The organism is Caulobacter sp. CCH9-E1, assembly GCF_001556515.1.
Taxonomy (GTDB): Bacteria; Pseudomonadota; Alphaproteobacteria; order Caulobacterales; family Caulobacteraceae; genus Caulobacter.
In genome coordinates this window covers 1-665 of record NZ_LSJA01000017.1, presented here as the reverse complement: position 1 = coordinate 665, position 665 = coordinate 1, and the positions used below count along the sequence as shown (strand labels likewise).

Sequence of the window (665 nt, the reverse complement as noted above, 5' to 3'; positions counted from 1 at the left end):
CGCCGGAACCGCCATGCTACGGCGCCAACGTCCGCGAGTTTTTACACAGCCTCGGCCGAAAGCCGACCACCGAGGTCGAAGCCCCCCTACGGTTCCTGGCCCGCCTTCTTCCGCAGCTCCAAGTACTTCCGCGCCCGATCCTCGACGTCCTGCTTCTTGCGGATCTGGTCGACCACATTCTTGCGCGCGCGGCCCAGGCCGTCCTGCTCGGCGCCGAGGACGAAGGGGATCTCCTTCATGCCGCCGGGATGATCCCGGCTGCGGTGGTCGACGCCGGGGCCCATCGGGCCGTCGACATAGTCCTTGTAGGCGCGCTGGGCCGCGCCCTGGGCTTCCAGCGCCTGGCGCTTTTCGGCGCTCATGCCCGACAACGGATCACCCTTGGCCTTGGCGGCGCCGAAGCGCTCGTCGCATTTCTCGCGTTCGCGGCGGTTGAGGCCGACGGCGTCGGCGCTGACGCAGCCGGTCGCGCTGTTGCGCAGCGCCGTGCGCAGGTCGCCAGCGCCGTCGCCGGGCAGGGGCGCGGGGCGAATGGCGGTTCCGGGCTTGGCGATTCCCGCGGCCGGGACCTCCAGGGTCGGCACGCCGGCGGGCGCGGGCCGCGCGGGCTGGCGGACCTGGAACGGCAGGACGGGGGAGGGAGCGGCCGTCGCCTGGGGCGAGGC

Annotated in this window: 1 protein-coding gene; it reads right to left on the bottom strand. The window is 72.8% G+C overall.

The annotated features are described in order from the left end of the window. Window positions 1-86: 86 nt before the first annotated feature. The coding region (locus AX690_RS23145; protein ID WP_066730184.1) for a hypothetical protein at window positions 87-665 on the bottom strand (579 nt) is incomplete at its 5' end.